A 21,963-nucleotide genomic window follows, 5' to 3' on the forward strand; every position below is an offset into this window, starting at 1 on the left:
CGCTGACACCGTGACGACACCACCACCAGGGCTGCGGGAGCGGAAGAAGCAGGCCACGCGCGAGGCGCTACGCGAGGCGGCCCTGCGCCTGGCCGTGGAGCACGGACCCGACCAGGTGCGGGTCGAGGACATCGCCGAGGCGGCCGGGGTCTCGCCGCGCACCTACAACAACTACTTCGCCAGCCGCGAGCAGGCGATCGTCTCCGCTGTGACCGCGGACCGGGAGGCGCGGATCGCGGCGGCGGTCGCGGCCCGGCCTGCAGGAGTGCGCCTGGCTGACGCCGTCACTGAAGCAGTGGTCGAGCAGTACACGAACACCAGTGAGCGCGAACACGAGGCGCTGCTGCTGATCACTGCCCGGACCGCGCTGCGCGACGCTTTCCTCGACACCACCGCCGGCATCGAGCCCCCTCTCACGGCGGTGATCGCCGGACGCCTGGATGACACCGGAGCGCACACCGCCCGCGTTCTTGCGGCAAGCGTCGCCGCGGCGGTTCGCATCGCACTGGAAGGCTGGCTCCAGCCGACCGGGAACGCAGAGGCCGTCGGGAGTTTCGGCGCCGGAGGACTGGTCGTGCCCTCCGGCTCACTGCCCGACCAGCTCCGCGCGGCACTGGCCCCGCTCGCGCCCGCGTTCGACGCCGCCGAACGACGCACCCAGCCGTAAAGGCAACCCAACTGATCCGTAACATGCCGATGCACTCGGCCGTCACCATCCGAGTCAGCCGGTTCAACGTAGGTGACCCCGCGTCAGGTTGCGATGTACGGCTGGAGTATCCCGCCACCCGGCGAAAGGCCAGGTCAGACAGCGAAATCCTGCTGGAGTACCAGCAGGACCCTGTGGCCATAATCCGTCAAGCGATGTACGCCTGCGAAAATCGTGACATCATCGCCCCGCTTTCGAGCCCGTGAGTAAAGCAGGCATGCCTCTCCATGACGAGCAAGCGGATCCGTCTGCAGGAGCAGCGAAGCCAGAGCGCCTTGGTGCTTCCCCTCCATTGCCACCAATTCAAAGCAGGGCTTCGGTGTATTCGCAGTTGAGTAGGTTGTCCGGACGTAGGCACGGAGGCAGGCACAGCTTCCAAGAGCACGTGTGTGTCGGACTGCGGTGATCCCTGGAAGCCCGTACCTGCCTCCTCGATCAGCCTGACGGCGCCGAGGATGAACTGCCTGGGCTGCTCTTCCGGTGCCGCGTGAGGAGTTGCTGCTCCAACTGGACGGGCGCAACCGGCATGAGGACGGCAACGCACTGACCATCACCTCGCAGACGCTGAGGACGACTTCTTCGCCCGGTCGAGCCTCCTCACGACGAGGGGCGCGAGATCACCGAACCTGGACATTCTGACCCTGCGCGCGGAAGCCGGGGATGCTCCAGATGCCCTCGGGGCGACCTCTGCATGTGGGTTGCCGCGCACGGCAATCATTCGAGTGACGTCACACCGGCCGGCCGTGTTCAGGCGGCGACACCGAGTTCGGTGCGGGTGCGGTGGATGAACTCGCGGACGGCCGGCTCGCGCCGCCAGGGGGCGAGGGAGGCGTTGAATTCGCGGACGTAGTCCTTGGCGCGGGAGGACTGGACGCGGGCGAGGATGTCGATGGAGCGGTTGCCGAGTTCGAGGCCGTGGTCGAGGTCTCGGGCCTGGAGGTGGGCGGTCCCGACGATGGCGAGCCGCATGCCGACGGAGCGGGTGAACACCCCGGTCGGCATCGCGGCGGCCTGCTTGTTCCAGCCGAGGGCGGTTTTGGGGTTCTTCAGGTCCCGGAAGACCTCGGCGGCGTCCGCGGAGAGGCGGGCGTGGTGATAGAAATCGATCCAGGCGGGCTCGTCGCCGCTGTCGTCCTTCGCCTGGCCCAGGAGGTCTTCGGATGTTTTCAGGGCGCGGGAGGCGGCCCGGGGGTCGTTCTCGCGGGCGTGAGCGCGGGCTTCGATCAGCTTGGTGAAGGCCAGCACTCTGGGCACGGCGTGTCCCTTGGCCCGGTTGAAGGCGCCCTGGGCCATGTCCACGGCCTCGGACGCGAAGCCCCGCATCAGGGTCTGCATGGCCATCGTGGTCAGCACATAGCAGCCCAGCTGTACGTCGCCGCCCGCGCGGGCGAGGCGGAGGGCCTGGATGAAGTGCCGCTGAGCGGCATTGTGCTGGCCGACGTCGAAGGCCGTCCAGCCGGCGAGCCGGGACAACTGCGCGGTGACGGAGAAGAGTTCGCGGCCGATCTCGTCGGTGAAGCTGCCTTGCAGCAGCGGGGTGGCCCGGTGGTCGAGGCAGTGGGTGACGGAGTTGGCTTTCCAGTTCCCGCCGCCGTATTTGGAGTCCCAGCGGCGGGCGTCGTCGGCGGCCTGGCGCAGTTCGTCGAGGTCGGCCCGGCCGACCTGCTGGCCGCCGCTGTGGTCGGCGGTCTCGTCGGCGGGGGTGACGAGCCAACGGGTGACGGGGGTGGTGAAGGCGGAGGCGGCGAAGCCGGATCCGGCCAGGAAGTCGCGGCGGTTCACGGAGCTCCAGAACGAAGTGGCGACGCGGACGGCGTCGGCGGGGTCCCTGGGGAAATCCAACCCCACATCCGCGTCGGTTGTCTCCGCCTCGCCCATGCCGATTTCGCCCAGGGCGACGGGCCGGCCGAGCCGTTCGCCGATGGCCTGCGCCAACAGCTTCGGGACCGGCCATTTCGGCGTCATCCCACGTCTGCACCAGTTCGCTACAGAAGTATGTGAGTAGTCCGTCTCTGTCCCGGCGGCGTGGGCGAGCTGGTTGACGCGCAGGGCCAGGGACTTGCGGCTCGCGCCGCTGGCTTCGATGAGCCGGGCCAGGTCCGCGTTCGGCGGACGGGTCCGGCGGGTGGTCGATGCCACGACCTCTCCCCTTGCCGGTCTCCGGGACCGCGCCGACTCGAACAGACGGCTGAGCACATGGGTCCGTACTCGCCGGGTCGAAGAGTCGTACGCGTTCAGTGTGTTGGGTCACCGAGGGTATTGCCTTCCGGCTCGCGGTGAACCCCGTCCGCGAGTTGTGAGCCCCCCTGCGAGCCCTCCCCGCCCATCGGCCGGGCGGCTGTGATGAGAGCCCAGGCCGCCGCCGGGACTGGATGGATCTCCTTCCCGGCGGCGGCCGTCGCCAAGGCGCCACCTGACTCGGGGGTGAACCAGTGATGTGCGGAATCGCAGGCCTGGCCGGAGGTGACGCCGTCCGGCACGAGAGCACGGTCGGCGCCATGGGCGCCTCGCAGGCCCACCTACGGGTGTCCGGATGCATCAGGACACCACCGCCGAGAGCCCGGCCGCCGCCCACGGAGCGGTCGCGATCACCGCCAACCGCCGCGGCGAACTCCGCCTCCACCTCCGTGACGATCTGCCCGGCATAGCCTGGCCGGATCACTGGAGCGTGCTCGGCGGCGGCTGCGATCCCGGCGAGGAACCGCGCGAGACGATCGTCCGCGAACTCGACGAGGAAGCCGGCCTGGCAGTCGACGGCCTGACCGAGCTCTTCGAGATCCGCGACGAGCACGGCTCCGGGCAGCCGATCACGTTCTTCGCCGCCTCCTGGGACGGTGACGATTGGGCCCTGCCCCTCGCGGAGGGCGTCAAGCTCCAGTTCCTCGCCCCCGAGGACCTCGAATTCCGCACGATCCCGCCGTTCATCCGGGACGGGATCAACCGCTATCCGGCCGCCCGGCCCGCCTGAGCACCCCGCCCTTCGGAGGCGAGGAAGAGGTGAGGGGCTGTCGGCGGCCCCTCACCTCGCAAAGGAACCCCCGTCATGAAGCTCACCGTCGTCGGCTGCGGCTACCTCGGCACCACCCACGCGGCGTGCATGGCCGAACTCGGGCACGAGGTCCTCGGCATGGACTGTGACATCGACAAGGTCACCGTCCTGGCCTCCGGGAAGGCCCCGTTCTTCGAACGCGGCCTCGACGACCTCCTCTCCAAGCACGTCAAGAGCGGCCGGCTGCGGTTCACCGCCTCCTACGCCGAGGCCGCCGACTTCGGTGATCTGCACTTCATCGGCGTAGGCACCCCGCAGCAGCCCGGCGAGCACGCCTACGACCTCACCCACCTGTTCACCGCCGTCCGCCAGCTCGCGCCCCGCCTCACGCATCCGGCGGTGGTCGCGGTGAAGTCGACCGTTCCGGTCGGCACCGCACCCCGCGTCCGCGACCTGGTGCACGCATACGCGCCCGCCGGGGACGCCATCGAAGTCGCCTGGAACCCGGAGTTCCTGCGCGAGTCGTTCGCCGTCGAGGACACCCTCCGCCCCGACCGCCTCGTCCTCGGTTTTGACACCGAACGCTCCTGGGCCGAGACGGTGCTGCGGCAGTGCTTCGAGAAGATCATCAAGGCGGGGACGCCGACGATCGTCACCGACTGGGCCACCGCCGAACTCGCCAAGGCGTCCGCCAATGCCTTCCTGGCCACGAAGATCTCCTTCATCAACGCGATGGCCGAGGTCTGCGAAGCCTCCGGCGCCGATGTCGGCCGGCTCGCCGACATCCTCGGCCACGACGCGCGGATCGGCCGCCGCGGGATGCGGCCCGGCCTCGGCTTCGGCGGCGGCTGCCTGCCCAAGGACATCCGCGGGTTCATGGCCCGCGCCGGCGAACTCGGCGTCGACCAGGCCCTGACGATCCTCCGCGAGGTCGACGCGATCAACAACCGGCGACGCGAGCGCATGGTCGACCTCGCCCGCGAACAGGTCGGCGGCAACCTCGGCGGCCGCCGGATCACCGTCTGGGGCGCCGCCTTCAAGCCCGACACCGACGACATCCGCGACTCCCCCGCCCTCGCCGTCGCCCGCAAGCTTCACGAACTCGGCGCCACCGTCACCGTCACCGACCCCCAGGCCCTCGACAACGCCCGCAAGCTCCACCCCGAACTCGACTACGCCGACGACCCCATCACCGCCGTGCAGGACACCGACCTGCTGCTCCACCTCACCGAGTGGCCGCAGTACTCCCACATCGACCCACACCACCTCGCCGCCCGCACCACAACCCCGAAAGTCATCGACGGCCGCGGCACCCTCGACCCCGCCCGCTGGCGCGAAGCCGGCTGGACCTTCCGCGCCCTCGGCCGCCCCTGAAACCACACAGGACGACGAACTGCGTTTCCTGCTGCTGCCTGCGCCGACGGCTGGGCCGCCGTGCGGGCCGCCGCCGGGTCGGCGGGCGCCGGGTCATCGCTCACCGGCCAGGGGCCAGAACACCGGAGGAAGTGACCTCTTACGGGCACGGATCTCATGGCACGGTGCGGCGAGGATCCAGCAAGGGTCGGGGCACAGGCCGGCGTCAGTCATCTGACTGAACCTCATATTCCTTGTCGCGCAGGCAACTTACAGACCATGCTGTGATCCATCTGTGAACTCCTGTCCCATGGAGGAACATCCGTGCCGTTCAACCCCCCACTGCCCCCGCGTTCGAGAGGGCGCCGGGCACTGGCCGTCGGAGCCCTGGTCACCGCGCTGTTCGGACAGTTGCTCGCCGGGACCGCCGTCGCCGCCCCCTCGGCCAAGACCCCGCCGCCCGCGCGCATGGCCTGGGAGCCGTGTGAGTCTCCCTCCGGCGAGGGCACTTTCGAGTGCGCCACCATCAAGGTGCCCGTGGACTGGAAGCGGCCGCGCGGCGCCACCATCGACCTGGCCCTCGCCCGCCATCGGGCCACCGACCCCGAGCGCCGCATCGGCTCGCTGCTGATCAACCCCGGCGGTCCGGGCGGCTCCGGCGTCGGCTTCGCGTTCAGCGCCCCCGAGGCCTTCTCGCCCGAACTACTGGAGCGTTTCGACATCGTGGGCTTCGACCCGCGCGGCGTCGGCCTCAGCAACCCGGTGAAGTGCGACGAGGACCTGGTGAACGCCCAGGGTGCGCTGCTCTACCCGGACAGCTACTCCTCGTTCACCGCCCTCCGCGAGGCGAACCACGCGCTCGGCGAGAACTGCCGCGACCTCACCGGACCGCTCGTCGACCACATGGACACCGCCAGCGTCATCCGCGACATGGAGGCGATACGCGTCGGCCTCGGCGAGCAGCGGATCAGCTACTACGGCGTCTCCTACGGCACCGGGATCGGCCAGCAGTACGCCGAGCGCTATCCGCACCGCGTCCGTGCGATGACGCTCGACTCCAACATGGACCACAGCCTGGACCCGTGGAACTACCAGAGGACCGAGACCGTCGCGATGGAGGAGTCGTACGGCCAGTTCGCCGACTGGTGCGCCCGTACGCCGTCCTGCGCGCTCCACGACCGGGACGCCCGCACCCTGTTCGATTCCCTCTACCAGCGCGCCGAGGCCGGTGAGCTGGTCCTGCCGGGCGACCCGCCCTACACCGTCACCACCCAGGATCTCCAGGGCGTCGCCTTCGGCTACATGTACGACCCGGCCACCTGGTTCGACTTCGCCCAGTTCCTCGCCGACATGGACGCCGCCGACCCCGCCGCAGGACGGACCCTCCGGCAGCGCGGCGAGCCGACCCCGTTCGGGTATCTCCCGGTGATGTGCCAGGACTACGACTTCGACGTCCCCTCGTACGCCACCCTCGCCCGTTACGAGCGCAAGCTCGCCCGGCTTGCGCCCGTCACCCGGCTCAGCTCCCTCGCCTGGACCGACCTGACCGGCTGCCAGGACTGGCCGACCGAGGTGACCAACCCGCCGCACCGGCTCCGGGTCGACGGGACCCCCCCGATCCTGATGACCAACAGCCGCTTCGACGTGGCAACCCCGCACTCCTGGGGCTCCAACGCGGCCCGTCAGATCGGCCACGAGGCCGTGTTCCTCACGTACGACGGTGCCGGCCACGGCGACTACTGGCTGAGCCCGTGCGCGCGTGACGCCATCGACACGTACCTCCTCACCCTGAAGACCCCCCGCAAGGGCACCCACTGCCCCGCGGTCTGGCCGACCGGGCCCTCCGCCCAGCGGCAGTCGCCGACCGGAGACCTCGTCAACCCGCTGCCCGACCTCCTGGGCGCAGGCACGCACCGGTGAGCCCCGCGACGCGTCCTGATCCGACGCAGACCTGACCGAGGGGGCACGGCCCTGGCCACCAGGGCGGTGCCCCCTCGCACGCGTCGGACGCCGCTCGTCCAACCGTCGGCCACGCCGACCATCAGGCGGTCGGGCGATTGGTCATCCCTGCTGGACGATGCTCTGCGTGTTGACGTCCTCCGAGCCGATTCCCTCTACGCGGGATCGCTGGTCGACTGGGCCAGGTCCTTTCTCATTGCGGATGGACACGGTGATCTCGACAGCGCCGTGGGACAGCAGCCCCGGGGGCCTTCGAAGGGGACCCGCAGCATCGCGGTGGAGCGGGTCTCGTTGGCCACGATCGCGCAGCGGAAGTCCGGGGTGAGATCGGCGTGCAAGCGCTGCTGCTCGACCGGGACAGGATCTCTGCGGCCTCGTGGGAGTTGCGCGCCGCCTTCCAGGACCCAACAGCAGCGATGGCGGCAGTTCCGGTTCAGGCGTTGTAGCCGCCGTGGGCGTCCAGCACCGCGCCCGTGACGTACGACGCGGCGGGGCTCGCGAGGAAGGCGATCGCCGCGGCGATTTCGTCGGGGTGACCCATGCGTTGCAGGGACAGCGAGCTGACCAGGGCCTTGAGGGTCTCGGGGTCCGGCGGTTGCATGCCGCCCTCCATCAGTCCGGCCTCCACGACGTTGGCCGTGATGTTCCGGGGCCCGAGGTCGCGTGCGACGCCCATGGTGTACCTCTCGATCCCTGACTTGGTCGCCGAGTAGTCGGCAAGGCCGGGGGCGCCGACCCGGGAGCCCAGTCCGGAACTCACCGTGATGATGCGGCCGCCCGTGCGCAGCACTCGGGAGGCGGCCCGGATGACGGCGATCACGCCGAGGTAGTTGGTGGCGTGCATCCGGTCCAGTGCGGCGGTGTCGGCGTCCGGGTCGTCCACCGTGGCAGCCACGGAGATCGCCGCGTTGTTGACGAGGATGTCCAGGCCGCCGAAGCGCGCGACCACGTCGTCGATCAGCGCCGGCGCCCGGCTCGTGTCCGCCTGGTCGGACTGGAAGGCGACGGCCTTGGCTCCCTTGCCGTGCACCTCGTCGACGACGGCCTGCGCCTGCTTCTCGGAGCTGACGTAGGTGAAGGCGACGTCGGCGCCCTGCTCGGCCAGCAGCCGTACGGTCGCGGCTCCCAGTCCGCGCGACCCCCCGGTGACCAGGGCGACCTTGCCCATGAGTGGCTTGCTCATTCTTCTCACCTCGTTGATTGACCCGTCCTAGCAGTCGCAACGTTAATTGTTACGACAGGCTGTTGCAACCTTCGCTGTTACGACTGAGCTGTCGTAACATAAAGCGTTGCGGCCGAGAGGAGGGGTTCATGAGTGCCAACAGCAGGCTGACCATCGCCGCCCACGCGCTGGCCTGGATCGGTCTCTACCAGCGCCAGGGCCATGAGGTCGCCACCTCCGAGCAGATCGCGACCAGCGCGAACACCAACCCCGTGGTGATCAGACGGCTGCTCGGCGAGCTGCGCAGGGCCGGGCTCGTGGAGTCCCGGCGGGGCGTGGGCGCGGGCTGGTCGCTGGCGCGCGAGCTGGAGTCGATGACCCTGCTCGACGTGTACGAGGCAGTGGAACCCGGCCCGCTGTTCGCGATGCACCGCACCACCCCGGACCAGGGATGCGTGGTGGGTCACGGCATCCAGCCGGCGATGCAGGGCATCTACGAGGGCATCGAGGAGACCCTGAGACACGAGCTGGCCCGCGTCACGCTCGAGAACGTACTCCGGGACGTACTCGCGGCACCTCGCTAGCCTCCCTGTCACGCCCTGACATCACCAAGATCCCCATCGATGCCCAAGCCAGTGAACAGCCTGGCAACCAGTCACGCCAAAGACGGTTGCGCCATCTCTCGCTCCAGGACCAGCTTGTCGGTTCGCACTCACCGTGACCGGGCGGCCTTCCGGGATCCGGTGCATGCTGGACCCCGAGCTGCTGGAACGGATCACCGCGCGGCGCGCGGAGCTGGACGAACTCGAAGAAAAGCCGGCCAAGCATCTGGCGGAGGTGCGGGCCGAGCTGGACGAGCTCACCGTCGCGGAGCGGGTCCTTGAGCGGATGAGCGAACAGCTCGCCGACGAGCGCGCCTCTGTCGCGCCGGCGCCCGGGCAGGTGGGCGGACGTGCGGCGATGCTGATCCCGCACCGCACCTCAGGCGTGGAGGAGACCACCCTTCCGCCGGACTACCAGCGCATCCTCGCCGCCGTGCGGCAGACCGCCGGTCCGGTCAAGGCCCGGCAGGTCGGCGACGCGCTGGGAATCGACGTCAGCGTGCGGGCCAAGCAGGATCCCATCGCTGTTGAAACTCGGTTTCTGGCTCAACTTTTCGTGCAGGATGCGGTCGAAGTGTCCCCGCACAGGGGCGTGCCCCGTGGCTCGCGAGCCGACAGCTGCAGCAGGCCAACCGTCGGGGGGCGGAGCCTGCAGCAGTGGCTGTCGGACTGCCCGGGGCTTTGCACGTTACAGTCCGGCCGCCTGGGCCAGTGATGCCCGCTCGCCCTCACCCAGGTGAAGGCTGGCCAGCAGTTCATCGTCGGCCAGCAGACGCCGCACCCATGCCGCGTCGGCAGCGAATGCCGCTCGGCAGAGGGCCCGTTCAGGGTGGTCGCTCTCGGGGCCGCTGACTGTCAGGTCCCACGCGTTGTCGGGATCGGTCGGTGCGCAAAGGGCGGCGGCTACAAGCACGAGCCCGAACAACTCGTTCCGGCGTGGGATCGTTGGATCGGCAGTCAGTCTCAGTAGGTATGGGACGACCGCCGGCATCGTGGCGCTAATGGACATCGGCCCTGACATCACAAGCCAGTCCAGTGCTCGTTCGGCCATCTCAGCCGCGTCAGGATCGAGCAGCCCGCGCAGGACGACCGGGACATCAACCGGGCAGCCAGGAATGGACATCCACTCCACGTCCTCGCACCCTTCCAGTGCCGGATGCGGAGAAGTCTCTTGCCTCAGGTACGGGTAGGCCGCGGTCAGGGCCGCTGTCGCAGTCACCGCCGCGGCCTCATGATCCACTTTGCACACCAGAGTGTCTCCCATCCGCCTACTGGCGCCGTACCGGCGTACGTCGACTACATCGACGCCACGAGTCTATGCACGCCCAACCTTCACGGCCTTGAGAGCCAGCCCCTACTGATCGTTTCAACCCGTGCGAGCCGCCGTGGGAGACCTCGGCGTCGGGCCGCGCGCAGCCCGACGCGTACGGCGTGGGCGCTGGCTCCGCCTTCCGCGCGCATCGCTGTCGCCAGGTCGTGCGTGTACTCATCGGGCCGCCAGGCGTGGGATTCCAGATCACTGCGCAGATCGCTCAGCGCCGCCATGTCAATCCCCTCGAACAGGGCTTGTGAGAAAGCCCGGCACTTCTACGACAAGACGACGGGGACCCCTCTGGACTGCGCCGATTTCATCGCCGCACGTGGACCCAGTGCATCCGTTCCGCAGTGGGAACTTGCGGTCGACATCGAGGACCTGGACAGCTTCGTCGTAAGCACACACGATCACGGCCAGGACTCGGCCACCTGGTCCGAGAAAACCGGTCGCCGTGTTGTGCGGTTGTGGTGCGCATGCGGCACGAGCATCGCATCGGACCGCTGCGGCTTGCTGCCCGAGCCCGGATCGCCGCCTCCACGGCCCACCGCATCCTCAAGCGGCACGACCTGCCGCCCCTGGCCACGCAGGACCGGGCCACCGCAGAACCCGTCCGCCGCTACGAACGCGCCCGACCCGGCGAACTGCTCCACATCGGCGTCAAGAAGCTCGGCCGCATCCCCGACGGCGGCGGCCACAAAGTCCTCGGCCGAGCGGCCGGCCGCCAGAACCAGACCCGCACCGGGCGCGGTTACCTGTATTTGCACACCGCCCTGGACGAGCCGTTTGGGCATTGCCCACGCCCAGCTCGGGGTGTCGGGCCGGCGATCAGCCTCGCACATGCAGCCCGAAACCCGTGCGGCCCGCGGGCTCCAGTCCCTCCTTCAGGTGCAGCGAGGGGATCTCGTAGTCACCGAAGTTCTGCCGCCGGAACGCGACCGGCTCGGTCGACTCCAGAGTGAGCAGGCGCTGCACCCATGCCTTGGCGACGTCCGGGTAGTCCTCGCCGGTCATCCGGTCGGTGCCGTACAGCACGAACGGCGGCAGCACCTCGATGCCCGGGTAGTAGAGGATGCCGTGGTGGATCGGGAACAACAGATCGTCGATGGGGCCATTGATCCCGCGAGGGGCGTAATGCGACTCCGGGCCACCGGCGGTCACCGACAGCAGAGCCTTCCTGCCCGCGAGGGTGCCTTCGCCGAAGCGCTCGCCGTACTTGGTGTCGCTGTGCTCGCCGACGCCGTACGCGAAGTGGTAGGTGAACACCCGGTCCACCCAGCCTTTGAGGATCGCGGGCATCGTGTACCACCACAGCGGGAACTGGAAGATGATCGTGTCCGCCCACAGCAGCTTCTCCTGCTCGGCGAGGACGTCCGGGGTGAGCGTCCCGGCGTCGAAGGCCCGGCCCGAGTCCAGGGCGACCTTCAGCGGACTTGAGGCGTTGGGGCCATAGTCCGCAGCGTCCACGACCGCCTTCCAGTTCATCGCGTACAGATCGCTCACCCGTACCTCGTGCCCGGCGGTCTCCAATGTGGACACCGCGAGGTCCTTCAGCGAGCTGTTGAGCGACTTCGGCTCCGGGTGGGCGTAGACGATCAGCGTCTTCATGGGAACTCCTTCGGATCGGATGCCTTCGATTCTGGGCGTCGCGGCGCCCGGCATTCAGGGGCGCCTCTTCCTTCGGACGGGACTTCCTGGTATTGGCAGGGCCACCTTCACGGGCACCACCGAGGCCATACTGGAGGCATGGACGATCTTGCGGGCTTCCTGCGGACCCGGCGTTCCCGGGTCGACCCGGCGGCCGTCGGCATACCCACCGACAGACGCCGCCGGGTCGAAGGGCTGCGCCGTGAAGAGGTCGCGCACCTGTCCGGAGTCAGCGTCGACTACTACGTACGCCTGGAGCAGGGCCGCGCGACCCAGCCCTCCGAGCAGGTCCTCGACGCGCTCGCCCGCGTCCTCGGCCTCGACGAGACCGAACGCGGGCACCTTGACCGGCTCGCCCGGCAGCGCCGCCGCGCGAAGGCGCCGGGCGGGCGGGTCCGGCCGGAGCTGCTGCGCGTCCTGGACCTGGTCGCCGACGCGCCCGCGCTGATCATGGACCACCGCCTGGACGTGCTCGCCGGGAACCGCCTCGCCGGGCTCCTCTACGGGCGGCAGATGCCGGGCCTGAACACCGCCCGGCACATCTTCCTTGAGGAGGCTGAGCGCGGCCTTTACGCGGACTGGGAGAAATGCACCCTCGACGTGGTCGGGCACCTGCGCCTGGGCGCCGGCAAATACCCGGAGGACCCCCGCCTGGCCTCGCTCATCGGCGAGTTGGCGATGGGCAGCGAGCGCTTCCGCCGCCTCTGGGCCCGCGCGGACGTGCGCGCCCGCACACATGGACGCAAGGCATACCGGCACCCGCTGGTCGGACTGCTGGAACTGCACCAAGAGAACTTCGCACTACCGGACGAATCAGGGATGGAGCTGGTGGTGCTGTCCGCGGCCCCCGGCAGCCCCGCCGAGGACGGGCTGCGCCTGCTCGCGGGCCTGGGCGCGGACAGCGGTGACGCGCATCCCCCAGTGAACGCTCAGGTCCACGAGTAACCCAACGACGCCCACCCACCGCCGGGAACGCCTCAACAGTGACGGCTTTCCGATCCCCGGCCTACGTTGCGGCTGGTGACACGCTTCTGGCCGACACCCCAGCTCCCGTCTCAGGGCCGCCGCCGCGGCCCTCCAAGAGTCGCTGCAGTCGTAATCGCCTGAACCACCTTTCCCTACCAAGGCCAGGTCATCCTGGTCCTGGGATCCGGCACCGGCATCGGCCGGGCGACCGCGCGCGCGTTCCTCGAACAGGGAGCGTGCGTGGCGGTCCTCGGCCGCCGTGCGGAGCCACTGCACGAGACCGTGGCGGGCTTCGACACCAAGCATGTGCAGGTGATCGAAGCCGACGTGACGGACGCGGACGCGCTCGACGGCGCGGTGGGGGTCGTCCGACTCTTCGACCGCCTGGACGTCATCGTCGACGACGCCGGCACGAGCGAACCCAGCGGCGTCGACACCCTCAACGACACCTGGGAGCGCCTGCGCTCGGTGAACCTCGACGGGGTGATACGTCTCGCCCGCCCTACCGTTCCATGACTGCGCGCCACCCGAGGCAACTTCGTGGCGATCTCCTCCATCGCAAACTGCGGGGCGGCTGGAACCAGTTCGCCGACAACGCGACCCAGGCGGCAGTCGACGCGCTGGTGCAGAGCCTCGCCCTCGGGCTCGGGGGCCGACGGAGTACGGGTCAACGCCATCGCGCTTGCCTTCACCGTGTCCCGGCTCATCCAGGAGCGTCTGAACTACCCGATATCTCCGAGCGGTACCTCGACCGGGTCGCCCTGAACCGAGTCGCCCTGAACCGGGTCGCCCAGCCCGAGGGCATCGCCCGTGCGGTGCTCTTCCTTGCCAGTCCCCACGCCGGTTGCATCACGTGAGCCGTGAATCCGGGCATTCACGCCCGTCTTCAGAGCGAACACACCAGCTGCGCACGGAATCTCGCCGAGCGCTGGACGGAGGTGCCATGCTCGCGGCGCTGCGTCAGCGAATCCGCCGGCGTCCGCCCATGCTGGAAGTGGGACGTGGCGCCCTCGCCGGGCAAAGCAGCCCGGCTGGCAGCGACCTCACCCTCATGCCCTCCGTCTCCTGCCAGACCAGGCTCGACTCGACCTGTCGCAGCGCCGCAAACGAACAGGCACTCGTAGCACTGAAGCGGCTGGGGCGGCCGAGGTGCCCTGGCCCGGCCGCCCCTAGTCGTCGCATGACGGGGCAGTCGGGCGCGGTCAGGACGGTGCTCCACGTCAGGCGGAAGGGGCTCCGGTGAGGGTCTCCACGCGGCCGGTGTCGAGCGAGTAGTAGGTGCTGACCACGGTCAACTCGCCCTTCTTCACCAAGGGGGCGAGGGCGGCGTTGGACCGCAGATCGGCGGCGGTCCGGTTGGCGTGGGCACGGATCATCGCGTCGACCGGGTCGGCGTGCTTGACCTTGGCGACCTCCTTGTAGGCCGGGCGCAGGGCCTCGACGATCGACTGCAGGTTGCCCGGCAGGTTCTCGCCCCCCTTGAGCGCCTTGTACGCCGCCTTGATGGCCCCGCAGTTCTGATGCCCGAGCACGACTATGAGCGGGGACCCGGCGGTCAGGGGCCCGTACTCGACGGAGCCGACGACCACCGGCTCCACGACCTGTCCCCCGGTGCGTATCACGAACAGGTCGCCTATGCCGGTGTCGAAGACCAGCTCCGGCGGTACACGGGAGTCGATGCAGGAGACGATCACGCCGTACGGCTTCTGTTCGGGGGCGACAGCCGCGCGCCGGGCGGGGTCCTGGTCGGGGTGTTGCAACTTCCCGCTCACCCAACGCCTGTTGCCCTCCATCAGCCTCGCGTATGCCGTCCGGGCGGAGTCGGGTCGGCGGGCGGCGTTCGCGGAGGGGGTGGGCGACGCCGCGCCGATGCTCGCCGCCTTCGCCGTGTCGGAGCCTCCCGCCTTGGACGAACAGCCGGTGAGAACGGCCGCGGTGGCCGCCGCGAGTCCTCCTGTGAGAATGGCCCTGCGCTGTGGCCGCACAGCGTTACCCATGAGTCTGCCCCTTACGGTCCTGAGCGATATCCGCCTGGGAACTCGAGGAGCGTGCAGTGCGCCGGAACCGGCTCTCAGCTCCCTTCTCCCAGGTGGAGTTGGTGATGCCACACTGCCGGGAGACCGGTTAGGGCCCGTCCAACGTTCATGAAGCGCAGGGGAAGCGCCCATCCAAAAACACGGTGTGACCATGAAAAGCCGTTTTGGGCAGGTCGAGAAAGAACACCTCGTCGAACCGGCCGCGGCGCAGCGTCCCCGGGGTCAGCGCGCTGACGTCGTTGGCGGTGGCCACCACGAACACCGGCGCGGTCTTCTCCCGCATCCAGGTCAGCACGGTACCGAACACGCGCTGCGAGGTGCCTCCGTCGCGGCCACCGGCCCCCAGTGCCTTCTCCACCTCGTCGATCCACAACAGCGCACACAGGGAGACGGTCTCCGCCGGCCTCAGCGCCCGCCGTACGCGCTCCTCCGGCTCACCGACCAACGAGCCGAACAGCGCGCCGACGTCCAGGCGCGGCAGCGGCAGCCGCCACAGCCCGCCGATCATCTTCGCGGTGAGGCTCCTGCCGGTGCCGGGGACACCGATGAGCGCGATGCCCTTGGGGGCGGGCAGGCGGAACTCGCGGGCGGCGTCGCCGAAGGCGCGCTCGCGCAGCCGAAGCCATTCCTTGAGCACGTCCAGGCCGCCCAGGCCGTCGGGGCTCTTCTCGGCGCCGTAGAACTCCAGGGCCTCGTTCTCCGGCCATGCACGGAATCGTCCGCCCGAAGCTCCGGGACCCCTCCCAGGCGCAGGGTCGCACCATGCGGACACCCAGACCGTTCTGCGACCGGGGAGATCAGTATGAGCAACCCGACGTACGCCGCCGGGCCGGTGGTGCCGAAGCCCACACCGGCCGAGGGCAGGGCATACGACCCGCTGGCCGTCGCCCTCGGCAACGCCTCTCTGCTCGGCGTCGGCTATCTGCTGATGCGGCGGTGGAGACTCGCAGTCGCCGCCGTGGCCGTCATCGTCGTGCTGGTCTCCCGGCTGGTCTCGACCGACGAGGCGTCGTACGAGATCGCCGTGCTCGTGTGGTGGGCGGCCGTCATCATCCACGGGTGGTACCTGGCCGGCAGAGGCGCCGACCGGGTGGCGGTGCGCCGTCAGCGTCTGGTCGCGGTCGGTGTCACGCTGCCGGTGCTGCTGACCGTGGGGCTGCTGCGGTACGACGCCTCCCGGATCGGGCAGAGCGTCACCGACGCCCGCGAACGCGGCGACTGCGCACGGGTATTGAGCGCCCAGGACAAGGCGCGGTTCGGGCACCGCATCGCCGACGCGCCACTCGCCGCCCGCGGCGACGAAGCCGTACAGGCCTGCGAGCGGCTGCAGACAGCCCGGACCGAGCTCACCACCGCGCTGACCGGGGACACCGACGCCCTGGAAGACGGCTTCGGCACCCTGGCCTCGGTGCTCGCGGAGCCCGGCAACGACAAGACGGTCGAGACGACCCTGAACGGATTCCTCCGCGGCCTGCCCGCCAGGGATCCCTGCGACACCGTCACCGTCACCGACTGGCTCCGCGATCGCAAGCACAGCGACGACGTTCTGGACCGGACCTCCGACACGGTCGAACGGACCGAGCCCGCCGCACTCGTCGGATGCGGCGACGACCTCATGGCCGAGGACAGCTGGGAGGAGGCCCGCACGCATTACAACCAGCTGCTCGACCGATACCCCGACGACGGCCTCGCGGACCAGGCCCGCGAGGGCTCCAGGAAGGCCACGCTGAGCATCGAGCTGGCCAACGTCCAAGACCTGCTCGCGGGCGGGTCCGGCTCACAGCCCGAGTACTGCTCCAGCCCGGCGAAGTACAGCGGAGCCAAGCCCATGGGCAAGGGCACCAACCGCGCGCTGTTCTACGCCTACGACGAGTACAACACCGACTTCTCCAAGCAGCTCCCCGGCTCCTGGAAGGCGGGCGACGCCGCTGATGCCGCCTTGGTGGTCTGCATGGGCGAGCAGACCTACGGAAGCTCCGTCGAGACCTGCTCGTACTACAAGAGCGGGTCCTCCGGCGCCTCCGCCTACGTGACCTTCCACAAGATCGCGGTCCCGGTGAAGGTGTACGAGTTGCGCACGGGCAAGCTCGTCGCCAAGCGCACGATCCAGATCAGCGGCACGAGCTGCCCGTGGTCCATCTACACCTCCGCGAACTCGACAAGCGAGTACGTGACGGAATCCAAGTCCGATGTGCGGTCCGCGTTCAAGCCGCTGGTCGTCCGGTGAGCGGCGGGGCGGACCGTGGCTTCGACGGATGGGCGTCCTGGGTGAGGAGATGGACATGCCGACACGAGTGAAGCGCGTCGCGGCGGTGGTGGTCGTGGGCGTACTGGTCGTCGGCGGTTGTTCGTCGGACAAGGACACGGACACATTCGAGGCCAAGCCGTCACCCGGCGTCTCCAAGCCGGCTGAGCCCGCTGAGCCGGCGTCCCCGAGCCCGTCCCCGACCGGCCCGCTGCCCAAGGCCAAGGACGGCAAGGACACCGGAGCCTGCAAGGACGGGAACTGCGAAATCCTCGTCACCGAGCCGATGGACGTCGTGATCGGCAACGGGTATCTGCACGTGACCGTGAAGTACTCCACAGTCACCCTCATGCGCTTCGATTCCTCGGGATTCCTGGGCTATGTGAGCTTCGGCGACGGCGGGGAAGCCGCGTTCTCCACAGCGGGCGGCAAGGAGACCACCGTAGGCGCCACCACGGTCCACAAGGATGGCGCCGTACTGAAGTTCAGTACGAAGTAGCTCCGCAGGAGGAGAAGGAGGCTGAAACTTCCCTAGGACTGGACACCAGAAGTTCCTGGTTCACTCCCCGCGCGGACAGAGCCGCGGCCGCGCCGGGGGAAGCATCGTCAAGGCGCCACCGGAGCGGAACAGCCGTGGGCTTTCGCTGAGCGCTCAGCGAAAGCCCTGAGTGCGGCGCGTTCGTAAGCGGAACCCGGATTGCAGCGTCAGGGGAACCTCACATCAGCTCCTCCCCCATGACCGGGACGGGCGGAGGGAAACGCCTCATCGCTCAACCTCTCAACTCCTATGCCCGCGGGCGTCGTTGAACCGCTCAGTCGGGCACGCTGCTTTGTGCGGGCCAGTGTTGGGGAGGGGTCCCGCAGCGGGTGCGGACACTGGTCAGAACGCCGTACGCGTGCCAGTGGCCCCACACCGAGCAGCCCCACGAACCGAGGAGACCGGCGATGACCCTCACCACCAGCCTCGCGCGCGGTGTCGCGCCCGCCACACCCGGCACCCTGCACGCCCGCACGGTCACCGGTGAGCTCAGTGCCCCGCCCCGGCCGGGCCTGACCCTCCGCTTCGGGCGCGGTGAGGAGCCGGATGTCGACCTGGGGGTCGGCGTGGACGACTTGGGGGTGAGCCGACAGCACGGCGAGCTGTCGTACCGCCATGGGCTGTGGTGGCTGCGCAACACCGGGCGGCAGCTCGTGCGGCTGCCGCGCGGCCGGATGATGCACTTGAGTACGGAGGCGATCCCCCTCGACACCGGTTACACCCCGCTGTTCGTGAAGGGCTCCGGCTACCGTGAGCACCTGGTCGAGCTGTACGTGGCGGGCCACGACGACCCCGGGCCGGTGTCGCGACGGACCGCCGAGACCGTGTCACCGAAGATCTGGGCGCTCGACGACGACGAACGGCTGCTGCTGGTCGTCCTGGGCCAGCGGTATCTGCTGTACGAGGAGGACGCGCGCCCCCTGACGTACGCCACCGCGGCCAAGCAGCTCGCCTACCTCCGCCCGGACGCGGGCTGGAACGAGCGCAGGATCGAGCACCGGATCGAGGCCGTACGCCGCCGTCTGGACCGCGCCGGCTTCCGGTATCCGCTGCTGCACGACAAGTCCGAGGGCCGCCCCGGCGACAACCGCCTGCTGCACAACCTGATCAAGGGGTTGGTGGAGTCCACGACCCTCGTACCGCCGGACCTGGACCGGATGGAGGACGACACCGCCTGGCCGGACTCCGCGCCGTGAGCAGGCGGCGACGCCTCCCGTGTCATCGCGCGCGGAGTTCGGCGGCGGCCGAGGCCGCGAGGTCCTCGGCCATCCCGCAGAGTTCGTCCGTGGGTCGCCCGCCGCCGACGTCCAGGCGCACCATCTCGGCGGCCGTCTCGGCGCCCTGGCCGCTGTACCTGTGGTCCTCGACGAAGGCCGTGCAGGTGTCGCCGTCGTCGTTCGGTTCGACGACGGTGCGGTATCCGCTGAGCGTGAGGGCCGTGCCGCCCTGGGCGGACTTGGGCTGGTCGCGGAAGAAGCTCACCTCCGCATCCAGCTCGTCGACGTCGCTCGACCACCTGCAGCTCCAGTTCGCGACGCCGACGTCCGGCACGTCGACCTTGAGGCCGGGTACGACGGACAGCGCCTTGGCGTCGAGGAGCTCGCAGGCGTTCGCCCAGGCCAGCGACCGCTGCGGGTAGGCCGGTGAACGGCGCGGGACCGGATCACGGTCCAGGACCTGGGCCGCACTTGTGGCGGCCGTGTCGGCGACCGTGCACAGTGTCGCGTTGCCGCCGGTCACCGAGCCCTTGCCCATGTTGGCGCGGACCTCGACCAGTGCGTCCGTGGTGCCGACGTCGGCGGTCAGCAGCTTTTGGCACTCGTCGCTCTCCGCCTCGTCCTCGCGGATGCCGATCCGCCCGACGGTGCGGGAGGGCTTGGACCCCTCGGGCGGCAAGCCCCGAACGAGGCGGATCGACACGTCGATCCGGGTCTTGTCGTCGATGCCCACGAGCACGTCGCAGCGGTCGAAGTTCCCGTAGTCCACATCCACGCGGACGTCCCCGTCCCTGCCGCCGAACTGGTCGAGAGCGGCGGGGTCGGCCAGGGCGCACACGTCGGCCGTATGCGGATCACCGATCAGGGCCTGCGTTTGCTCCGACCCGCTCCGACCGGACCCGGGGATGGCTTCCCCGCCGGCGCCGTCGTCGGGTATGACGACGAGTCCCAAAGCCAGTACGGCGCCCGCGCCGAGCGCGGACGCGATCAGTGACCGGCGCCGACGCCGACGCCCGGCGATGGTGGCGGACGCCTCCCGAGGGGGTTTCGGCTCGGCTCTGGCGAGCTCCTCCAGTAACCGCTTGACCTCGGAGGCGTCGGGGCGTTGCCGAGGGTCGCGTCGGAGCATGGCGGTGAGCACGGGGTACAGCGTTCCCACGGCGTCGGGGTCCATCGCGACGAAGCCCTGCTCGGCCCGCTGGTGCCTCAGGCGCTCGGTGTTCTCCCAGGAGTCCGGGGCCTCTTGGCGGTCGTCGTTCTCCTCGGGCTCGCTGCCACGCGGCGGCACACCGGTGACCAGGGCGTGGAGGGTGGCGGCCAGGCAGAACACGTCCGAGGCCGGCCGGGGGACGTTGCCCCGGGCCAGTTCGGGGGCGGCGTAGTCCGGGGTGTAACTGTACGGGCCGTTGATCGTGATGGTCTCGCTGCCGCCGACCCTGTAGGCGGCCCCGAAATCCAGCAGCTTCGCGTCACCGCGCCGAGTGAGCCCGATATTGGCAGGCTTGACGTCGCAGTGGACGATGCCCTCCTCGTGCAGGGCGGCGAGCGCGTCGGCGAGTTGGGCACCGATACGGGCCGCCCGCGCGGGAGAGACCGTCGGCTGCCGGTCCAGCCCGCCGCCGGGCACGTACTCCATGACGAACCAGTACGTGTCCGCCTCGTCCCCGTCCCCGCCCGGCGGCACGGTCACGACGTCGAACAGGGTCACGACGTGGGGATGATCGCGGAACTTGGCCATGGCGCGCGGTTCGCCCAGCAGCTGCCGCACCGCGGTCTCGCCCGCGCCGTCCGTCCGCTCCGGTTTGAGTGCGACGTCCTGGCCCACGACCTTGTCGTGGGCCAGCCACACGTCGCCGCCCCGCCCCGCGCCGATGACTTCCTTGAGGACATAGCGGTCGGCGAACTCGTCCCCGGAACGCACTGATCTTCCCCCATCGGTCGAGTCCGGAACACACAAGGCCCGAGCCGTGCGTACCGATCAAATCTACTGCGTACTGCGGACCGTACGCAGCGTCTACCCAGACCCTTCATCAGTCGCACGCATGCGTAGCAGCCAGCGGTTCCGGGACCCCTCCCGTCAACGGCGCCTACGGTATGCGTCGGCATCCACCGAGCACCCCGACAGGGAGGCACCCCTCCATGCCCCGCACCCGGACCGTCCTGTTGACGTGCGTCACCGCCGCCGTCTCCACCGCCACGCTCACACTGTCCGCGCACGCCGACGTCCCGGCCCCGCTCAAGCCGGCGGTCGCCGACTGCACGTACCCCTCCGAGGTCCTCGACCTGACGAACTGGAAGCTCACCCTGCCCACCGGCGAGGACGAGGACCCCACCGAGATGACCCAGCCCGAGCTGGCGACGTTCTCGGCCATGCCCTGGTTCCGGGCCGAGTCCGGCTGCGACGCGGTCGGATTCCGGGCCGCCGTCAACGGTGTGACGACCGGAGGTTCCAACTACCCGCGCGCCGAACTGCGCGAGATGACCGACGGCGGCGAGGACGAAGCCGAATGGTCCACCACGGACGGCACCCACACGCTCGTGGTCAGGGAGGCGTTCACGGCGCTGCCCGAGGAGCGGCCGTACCTGGTCGGCGCACAGGTGCACGGCGGGGACGACGACGTCACCGTCTTCCGGCTCGAAGGCAGCAGCCTCTACATCACCGACGGCGACGACCGCCACCATCACCTCGTCACCGACGACTACGAGCTGGGCACCGAGTTCGAGGCCAGGTTCGTGGCCGAGGACGGTGACATCGACGTGTACTACAACGGCCGTCTCGAGACGACGATCTCGCACGACGGCGACACCAACTACTTCAAGGCAGGGGCCTATACGCAGGCCAACTGCGACAACTCCGAGCCGTGCACCGACGACAACTACGGCGAGGTCCGCATCTCCCACCTCGAGGTCACCCATTCCTGATCGGCGCACGGCTTCCGGGAGGGGTCCCTGGACGTGCGTGTCACGGTGACGGTGACCGAGGGCATGCGAGGGGTGCGGCAGATGACGGGGGACACTCCGGGCGTGGAGGGGACACCGCTGACCCGCGCAGAGGGGTTGGAGTTCCCCCAAGTGCCGCCGGACTCCAAACTCGCGAGCAGCGAATTCAGTCCGTTCAGGCAAAGTTGGCGCTCCGAAAGCCAGAAACGAACGTTTCCTCAGGTCAGAGACCTGCACAGGTGGGGCGGGTGGGACTCGAACCCACGGCCGACGGACTATGAGTCCTTTTGA

The 21,963-nt window shown here is 69.5% G+C and carries 19 protein-coding genes and 1 pseudogene; 13 read left to right on the forward strand and 7 right to left on the reverse strand.

The genetic code is table 11. The features are described 5' to 3' along the window. The first annotated feature begins 10 nt into the window (after positions 1-10). Positions 11-667: a TetR/AcrR family transcriptional regulator gene (locus JIX55_RS01625; protein ID WP_257561407.1), complete on the forward strand. Its 657-nt coding sequence runs from the start codon at positions 11-13 to the stop codon at positions 665-667. 786 nt (positions 668-1,453) lie between these two features. On the opposite strand, the gene JIX55_RS01630 is transcribed toward JIX55_RS01625, so the two are convergent. Next, positions 1,454-2,845 (reverse strand): sporulation protein, encoded by a 1,392-nt coding sequence (locus JIX55_RS01630; RefSeq protein ID WP_257561408.1) that lies wholly within the window; start codon positions 2,843-2,845, stop codon positions 1,454-1,456. A 394-nt stretch (positions 2,846-3,239) separates the two neighbouring features. On the opposite strand from JIX55_RS01630, the gene JIX55_RS01635 reads away from it, so the two are divergent. The 3 genes from JIX55_RS01635 to JIX55_RS01645 all read left to right on the forward strand — a co-directional run bounded on the left by JIX55_RS01635 (position 3,240) and on the right by JIX55_RS01645 (position 6,968). Continuing rightward, positions 3,240-3,674, forward strand: a complete 435-nt coding sequence (locus JIX55_RS01635; protein ID WP_257561409.1) for an NUDIX domain-containing protein — start codon at positions 3,240-3,242, stop codon at positions 3,672-3,674. 75 nt (positions 3,675-3,749) lie between these two features. Further along, positions 3,750-5,069, forward strand: a complete 1,320-nt coding sequence (locus JIX55_RS01640) for a UDP-glucose dehydrogenase family protein (RefSeq protein ID WP_257561410.1) — start codon at positions 3,750-3,752, stop codon at positions 5,067-5,069. Between the two features lie 303 nt (positions 5,070-5,372). After that, on the forward strand, positions 5,373-6,968 hold the full coding sequence (locus JIX55_RS01645) for an alpha/beta hydrolase (RefSeq protein ID WP_257561412.1): 1,596 nt from the start codon (positions 5,373-5,375) through the stop codon (positions 6,966-6,968). 472 nt (positions 6,969-7,440) lie between these two features. On the opposite strand, the gene JIX55_RS01650 is transcribed toward JIX55_RS01645, so the two are convergent. Continuing rightward, positions 7,441-8,190 carry an SDR family NAD(P)-dependent oxidoreductase gene (locus tag JIX55_RS01650; protein ID WP_257561413.1) on the reverse strand — a complete coding sequence of 250 codons (750 nt, stop codon included), beginning with the start codon at positions 8,188-8,190 and terminating at the stop codon, positions 7,441-7,443. A gap of 128 nt (positions 8,191-8,318) precedes the next feature. On the opposite strand from JIX55_RS01650, the gene JIX55_RS01655 reads away from it, so the two are divergent. Further along, positions 8,319-8,753, forward strand: coding sequence for an Rrf2 family transcriptional regulator (locus JIX55_RS01655; protein WP_257561414.1), 435 nt, complete (start codon positions 8,319-8,321; stop codon positions 8,751-8,753). Positions 8,754-8,916: 163 nt separating this feature from the next. Beyond that, the gene (locus JIX55_RS01660) at positions 8,917-9,486 is read left to right on the forward strand and encodes a hypothetical protein (RefSeq protein WP_257561415.1); all 570 of its coding nucleotides are present in this window, start codon (positions 8,917-8,919) and stop codon (positions 9,484-9,486) included. Here JIX55_RS01660 and JIX55_RS01665 read toward each other — a convergent pair. Beyond that, a complete protein-coding gene (locus JIX55_RS01665; RefSeq protein ID WP_257561416.1) occupies positions 9,460-10,035 on the reverse strand; it encodes a hypothetical protein in 576 nt (191 codons plus the stop codon). The two genes, JIX55_RS01660 and JIX55_RS01665, sit on opposite strands and share 27 nt — an antisense overlap. A 416-nt stretch (positions 10,036-10,451) precedes the next feature. Between JIX55_RS01665 and JIX55_RS01670 the strand changes: the two are divergent. Next, a pseudogene (locus JIX55_RS01670) lies at positions 10,452-10,865 on the forward strand (IS481 family transposase); the annotation flags it as partial. 46 nt (positions 10,866-10,911) lie between these two features. On the opposite strand, the gene JIX55_RS01675 reads toward JIX55_RS01670, so the two are convergent. Beyond that, complete coding sequence (locus tag JIX55_RS01675) at positions 10,912-11,691, reverse strand: NAD(P)H-dependent oxidoreductase (protein ID WP_257561417.1); 780 nt, start codon at positions 11,689-11,691, stop codon at positions 10,912-10,914. 138 nt (positions 11,692-11,829) lie between these two features. On the opposite strand from JIX55_RS01675, the gene JIX55_RS01680 reads away from it, so the two are divergent. Both JIX55_RS01680 and JIX55_RS01685 read left to right on the forward strand, forming a co-directional pair. Continuing rightward, positions 11,830-12,675 carry a helix-turn-helix transcriptional regulator gene (locus JIX55_RS01680; RefSeq protein ID WP_257561419.1) on the forward strand — a complete coding sequence of 282 codons (846 nt, stop codon included), beginning with the start codon at positions 11,830-11,832 and terminating at the stop codon, positions 12,673-12,675. A 192-nt stretch (positions 12,676-12,867) separates the two neighbouring features. Beyond that, positions 12,868-13,212 (forward strand): SDR family oxidoreductase, encoded by a 345-nt coding sequence (locus JIX55_RS01685; protein WP_257569182.1) that lies wholly within the window; start codon positions 12,868-12,870, stop codon positions 13,210-13,212. 704 nt (positions 13,213-13,916) lie between these two features. Here the strand turns inward: JIX55_RS01685 and JIX55_RS01690 are convergent. Next, positions 13,917-14,693, reverse strand: a complete 777-nt coding sequence (locus tag JIX55_RS01690) for a carbonic anhydrase (RefSeq protein ID WP_257561420.1) — start codon at positions 14,691-14,693, stop codon at positions 13,917-13,919. 145 nt (positions 14,694-14,838) lie between these two features. Next, positions 14,839-15,504 carry an AAA family ATPase gene (locus tag JIX55_RS01695; protein WP_257561421.1) on the reverse strand — a complete coding sequence of 222 codons (666 nt, stop codon included), beginning with the start codon at positions 15,502-15,504 and terminating at the stop codon, positions 14,839-14,841. Positions 15,505-15,534: 30 nt separating this feature from the next. Between JIX55_RS01695 and JIX55_RS01700 the strand changes: the two genes are divergently transcribed. From JIX55_RS01700 to JIX55_RS01710, 3 genes are all read left to right on the forward strand, one after another. After that, positions 15,535-16,959 (forward strand): tetratricopeptide repeat protein, encoded by a 1,425-nt coding sequence (locus tag JIX55_RS01700; RefSeq protein WP_257561422.1) that lies wholly within the window; start codon positions 15,535-15,537, stop codon positions 16,957-16,959. A 55-nt stretch (positions 16,960-17,014) separates the two neighbouring features. Further along, entirely contained in the window at positions 17,015-17,476 is a 462-nt protein-coding gene (locus JIX55_RS01705; protein WP_257561423.1) for a hypothetical protein, read from the forward strand. A gap of 446 nt (positions 17,477-17,922) precedes the next feature. Then, positions 17,923-18,711, forward strand: a complete 789-nt coding sequence (locus JIX55_RS01710; protein WP_257561424.1) for an FHA domain-containing protein — start codon at positions 17,923-17,925, stop codon at positions 18,709-18,711. A 22-nt stretch (positions 18,712-18,733) separates the two neighbouring features. Here the strand turns inward: JIX55_RS01710 and JIX55_RS01715 are convergent, their stop codons facing one another. Beyond that, a complete protein-coding gene (locus JIX55_RS01715) occupies positions 18,734-20,653 on the reverse strand; it encodes a serine/threonine-protein kinase (RefSeq protein WP_257561425.1) in 1,920 nt (639 codons plus the stop codon). 218 nt (positions 20,654-20,871) lie between these two features. Between JIX55_RS01715 and JIX55_RS01720 the strand changes: the two genes are divergently transcribed. Continuing rightward, positions 20,872-21,654 carry a polysaccharide lyase family 7 protein gene (locus tag JIX55_RS01720; RefSeq protein ID WP_257561426.1) on the forward strand — a complete coding sequence of 261 codons (783 nt, stop codon included), beginning with the start codon at positions 20,872-20,874 and terminating at the stop codon, positions 21,652-21,654. The last annotated feature ends 309 nt before the right edge of the window (positions 21,655-21,963 follow it).

This window comes from Streptomyces sp. DSM 40750 (assembly GCF_024612035.1).
Classification (GTDB): Bacteria; Actinomycetota; Actinomycetes; order Streptomycetales; family Streptomycetaceae; genus Streptomyces.

Coding starts and splice junctions, on each gene's coding strand:
- JIX55_RS01700 (WP_257561422.1), top strand. CDS start 15,535: ATGAGCAACCCGACGTACGCCGCCGGGCCGGTGGTGCCGAAGCCCACA.
- JIX55_RS01720 (WP_257561426.1), top strand. CDS start 20,872: ATGCCCCGCACCCGGACCGTCCTGTTGACGTGCGTCACCGCCGCCGTC.
- JIX55_RS01640 (WP_257561410.1), top strand. CDS start 3,750: ATGAAGCTCACCGTCGTCGGCTGCGGCTACCTCGGCACCACCCACGCG.
- JIX55_RS01635 (WP_257561409.1), top strand. CDS start 3,240: ATGCATCAGGACACCACCGCCGAGAGCCCGGCCGCCGCCCACGGAGCG.
- JIX55_RS01665 (WP_257561416.1), bottom strand. CDS start 10,035: ATGGGAGACACTCTGGTGTGCAAAGTGGATCATGAGGCCGCGGCGGTG.
- JIX55_RS01660 (WP_257561415.1), top strand. CDS start 8,917: ATGCTGGACCCCGAGCTGCTGGAACGGATCACCGCGCGGCGCGCGGAG.
- JIX55_RS01680 (WP_257561419.1), top strand. CDS start 11,830: ATGGACGATCTTGCGGGCTTCCTGCGGACCCGGCGTTCCCGGGTCGAC.
- JIX55_RS01675 (WP_257561417.1), bottom strand. CDS start 11,691: ATGAAGACGCTGATCGTCTACGCCCACCCGGAGCCGAAGTCGCTCAAC.
- JIX55_RS01710 (WP_257561424.1), top strand. CDS start 17,923: ATGACCCTCACCACCAGCCTCGCGCGCGGTGTCGCGCCCGCCACACCC.
- JIX55_RS01650 (WP_257561413.1), bottom strand. CDS start 8,190: ATGAGCAAGCCACTCATGGGCAAGGTCGCCCTGGTCACCGGGGGGTCG.
- JIX55_RS01705 (WP_257561423.1), top strand. CDS start 17,015: ATGCCGACACGAGTGAAGCGCGTCGCGGCGGTGGTGGTCGTGGGCGTA.
- JIX55_RS01690 (WP_257561420.1), bottom strand. CDS start 14,693: ATGGGTAACGCTGTGCGGCCACAGCGCAGGGCCATTCTCACAGGAGGA.
- JIX55_RS01655 (WP_257561414.1), top strand. CDS start 8,319: ATGAGTGCCAACAGCAGGCTGACCATCGCCGCCCACGCGCTGGCCTGG.